The following is a 2,924-nucleotide window of genomic DNA, read 5'->3' on the forward strand; positions in this document are numbered from 1 at the left end:
GTCGAAGCCGATCTTCGCGGCCTCCTCGCCGAACTCGTCGTACAGCGAGCGCTTCTTCTCGTCCGAGAGGACCTCGAAGGCCGCGTTGAGCTGCTTGAACTTCTCCTCGGCCGCCTTGTTCCCCGGGTTGACGTCCGGGTGATACTGGCGAGCGAGCTTGCGGAAGGCCTTCTTGATCTCGTCGGCCGAGGCCGTCCGGGACACGCCGAGAATCTGGTAGTAGTCGTCCGCCATCTGGTCTCGCACCCTCCGAACTGCAAGATCGTAACCAGTCGTAGGACAAGTGCCAGCACGGCGTGTGCCCTTCGGTCCGGATGTATAAAGTGGCCGGAGGAGATGAGAGAGGGAATGTCAGCGCCGCGCGGACGAGGAGCGAAGACGGGGCTGGTGGTGGGGTGGCTCTCATTGGTGCCGCTGGCCGCCGCCTGGCGGGCCGCGCCCGAGGAACCGCTCCCCGAGGCATCAGCGTCCGAGGGTCGGCTGGTGGACCGGGTGGTGGCGGTCATCGAGACCCAGGTCCTCACGCTGAGCGAGCTTGAGTTCGAGACGCGGGTGGCGCTCGTGCAGCGAGGAGGCGTGCGAGCGGCGGAGGCCCCGCTCGACGAGCAGACGCTGAGGGGAGCGCTGGAGCTGGCGATCAACCAGCGGCTGCTGGTGGCGGGGGCGGACAGGCTGAGGGCCTTCCAGGCGGAGCGCTCGGAGGTGGAGGCGAGGCTGAGGACCTTCCGGGAGCGCTTCGAGAGCGAGCCGGCGCTGCTGGACTTCCTGGCGCGGCATGACGCGGACCTGGAGCAGCTCACCGCGGTGCTGGAGCGCGGCGTGCGGGCCGAGCGCATCCTGGACAGTCGCATCCGCCTGAGGGCGCAGGTGAACGAGGCGGAGGTACGGCGCTACTGGGAGCAGAACAAGGCGACGCTGGGTGGGCCGTACGAGTCCGTGAAGGACGCCTTGAGGGAGAAGCTGGTCCGGGAGCGCTACGGCGAGCTCGCGAAGGAGGAGTTCGCCCAGGTGAGGGCGGGGGCCCGGGTGCGGCGGGTGGCACCCTTCGCTCGGGAGGCACGGCGATGAGGCGGATGCGAGAGGAGCCCCGTGAGGAGTCCCCGTTCCTGATCCGCAGGATGACGCGCGAGGACCTGCCGGCGGTGATGGAGCTGGAGAAGGCCGCCTTCCGCAACCCCTGGTCGCTCGAGCTGCTCCAGCGAGAACTGGGTCACGACTGGTCCGTCATCTTCCTCCTGGAGGAGCCGCTGCCGGAGGGAGGCCGCCGGCTGTTGGGCGTCTCCATCTTCTGGATCGTCCACGACGAGGTGCACGTGCTCAACGTGGCCACCGCGCCGGAGCACCGACGGCGGGGGGTAGGGCGCAGGCTGATGGACGCCACGCTGGCCGAGGGGCGAGCACGCAAGTGCAGCCTGGCGACCCTGGAGGTGCGCCGGAGCAACGAGGCCGCCATCAACCTCTACAAGTCCTTCGGCTTCCGGCAGGTAGGCGTGCGGCCGAACTACTACGTGGGGGAGGGTGAGCCCCCCGAGGACGCGATCGTGATGGTCCTCGACTTCTAGCAGCCGGGGGAGTAGAGGAGCGGACCTGTCGTGAGATGCGGGAATGGCCCCCCGTGGGGTCCACGGTTGCAAGACCGTGGGCTGGCAGTGCTTGACACAGGGTGCCCCCTCCCTATACTCGCGACCCTTTTTCAAGCGCGGTTGTAGGTTTGTATGCGCCCCCGGGGACACCCACCCGGGGTTGATCGGGAAGGAAGAGAGTATCAGTGCCGACTATTAGCCAGCTGGTCCGCCAGGGCCGCTCCAAGTTGAACATCAAGGGGAAGAGCCCCGCTCTGAAGGAGTGCCCTCAGAAGCGTGGCGTCTGCACGCGCGTGTACACCACCACGCCGAAGAAGCCGAACTCGGCCCTTCGCAAGGTGGCGCGTGTTCGTCTGACGAACGGGATCGAGGTCACCTCGTACATCCCGGGCGTGGGTCACAACCTCCAGGAGCACTCGGTGGTGATGATCCGCGGAGGCCGTGTGAAGGACCTCCCGGGCGTTCGTTACCACATCGTGCGTGGCACGCTCGACTCCGTCGGCGTGGCGGGCCGCAAGCAGAGCCGTTCCAAGTACGGCGCCAAGCGCCCGAGCTGATTCGGGTCGCGATCACCTTCGTTTTTCTAGTTCGGATGCTTGCCCCGCACCCTGGGGAAGCGGTCCTCATCGAAAACGCAGCACAAGCCCCTCTGAAACTCCCGGGTGCAGGGGAGTGGGGCGTAAGGGATAGACAGCAATGCCTCGTCGTCGCGTAGTAGCCAAGCGCAAGATCCTTCCCGATCCGAAGTTCCAGGACCGGCTCGTCACGAAGTTCGTGAACGACCTGATGCGCAAGGGGAACAAGTCCATCGCCGAGCGGGTGTGCTACGGCGCCTTCTCCGTCATCGAAGAGCGTGCGAAGGAGGACCCCCTCAAGACCTTCAAGAAGGCCTTGGACAACGTCAAGCCGGTGCTCGAGGTGAAGAGCCGCCGCGTCGGTGGCGCCACCTACCAGGTTCCCGTCGAGGTCCGTCAGGACCGCCGCGTGGCCCTGGGCATGCGCTGGATCATCACCTACGCCAAGGCGCGTGGTGAGAAGACGGCCATGGAGAAGCTGGCTGGCGAGATCATGGACGCCGCCAACAACCGTGGCAACGCGGTGAAGAAGCGCGAGGACACGCACAAGATGGCCGAGGCCAACAAGGCCTTCGCCCACTACCGCTGGTAGTCCTCGCAATTTCCTGTTGTGCCCGACACCCGGATGCGCTTAACGCGCGTCCGGGTGTTTGCGGTTTTGTAGACATCCGCTTCTGGAGAGGTTTGGAGCCATGCCCCGCGAGTATCCCCTCGAGCGCTATCGCAACCTCGGCATCATGGCGCACATCGACGCCGGCAAGACCAC

At 66.2% G+C, this 2,924-nt stretch carries 5 protein-coding genes; 4 read left to right on the forward strand and 1 reads right to left on the reverse strand.

What is annotated here, in order from left to right; genetic code table 11:
• Nucleotides 1–234 (reverse strand): DnaJ domain-containing protein (locus VF794_RS03920; protein WP_331107830.1); only part of this gene is annotated, 234 nt, incomplete at its 3' end.
• A gap of 114 nt (nucleotides 235–348) precedes the next feature.
• Between VF794_RS03920 and VF794_RS03925 the strand changes: the two genes are divergently transcribed.
• From VF794_RS03925 to rpsG, 4 genes are all read left to right on the forward strand, one after another.
• On the forward strand, nucleotides 349–1,068 hold the full coding sequence (locus tag VF794_RS03925; RefSeq protein ID WP_331107831.1) for a hypothetical protein: 720 nt from the start codon (nucleotides 349–351) through the stop codon (nucleotides 1,066–1,068).
• Entirely contained in the window at nucleotides 1,065–1,562 is a 498-nt protein-coding gene (gene rimI / locus VF794_RS03930; RefSeq protein ID WP_331107832.1) for a ribosomal protein S18-alanine N-acetyltransferase, read from the forward strand. Before VF794_RS03925 ends, rimI begins: the two co-directional genes overlap by 4 nt.
• Nucleotides 1,563–1,768: 206 nt before the next feature.
• Entirely contained in the window at nucleotides 1,769–2,140 is a 372-nt protein-coding gene (rpsL, locus tag VF794_RS03935; protein WP_331107833.1) for a 30S ribosomal protein S12, read from the forward strand.
• 139 nt (nucleotides 2,141–2,279) lie between these two features.
• A complete protein-coding gene (rpsG, locus tag VF794_RS03940) occupies nucleotides 2,280–2,750 on the forward strand; it encodes a 30S ribosomal protein S7 (RefSeq protein ID WP_331107834.1) in 471 nt (156 codons plus the stop codon).
• Nucleotides 2,751–2,924: the final 174 nt, after the last annotated feature.

This window comes from Archangium sp., from assembly GCF_036389735.1.
Taxonomy (GTDB): Bacteria; Myxococcota; Myxococcia; order Myxococcales; family Myxococcaceae; genus Archangium.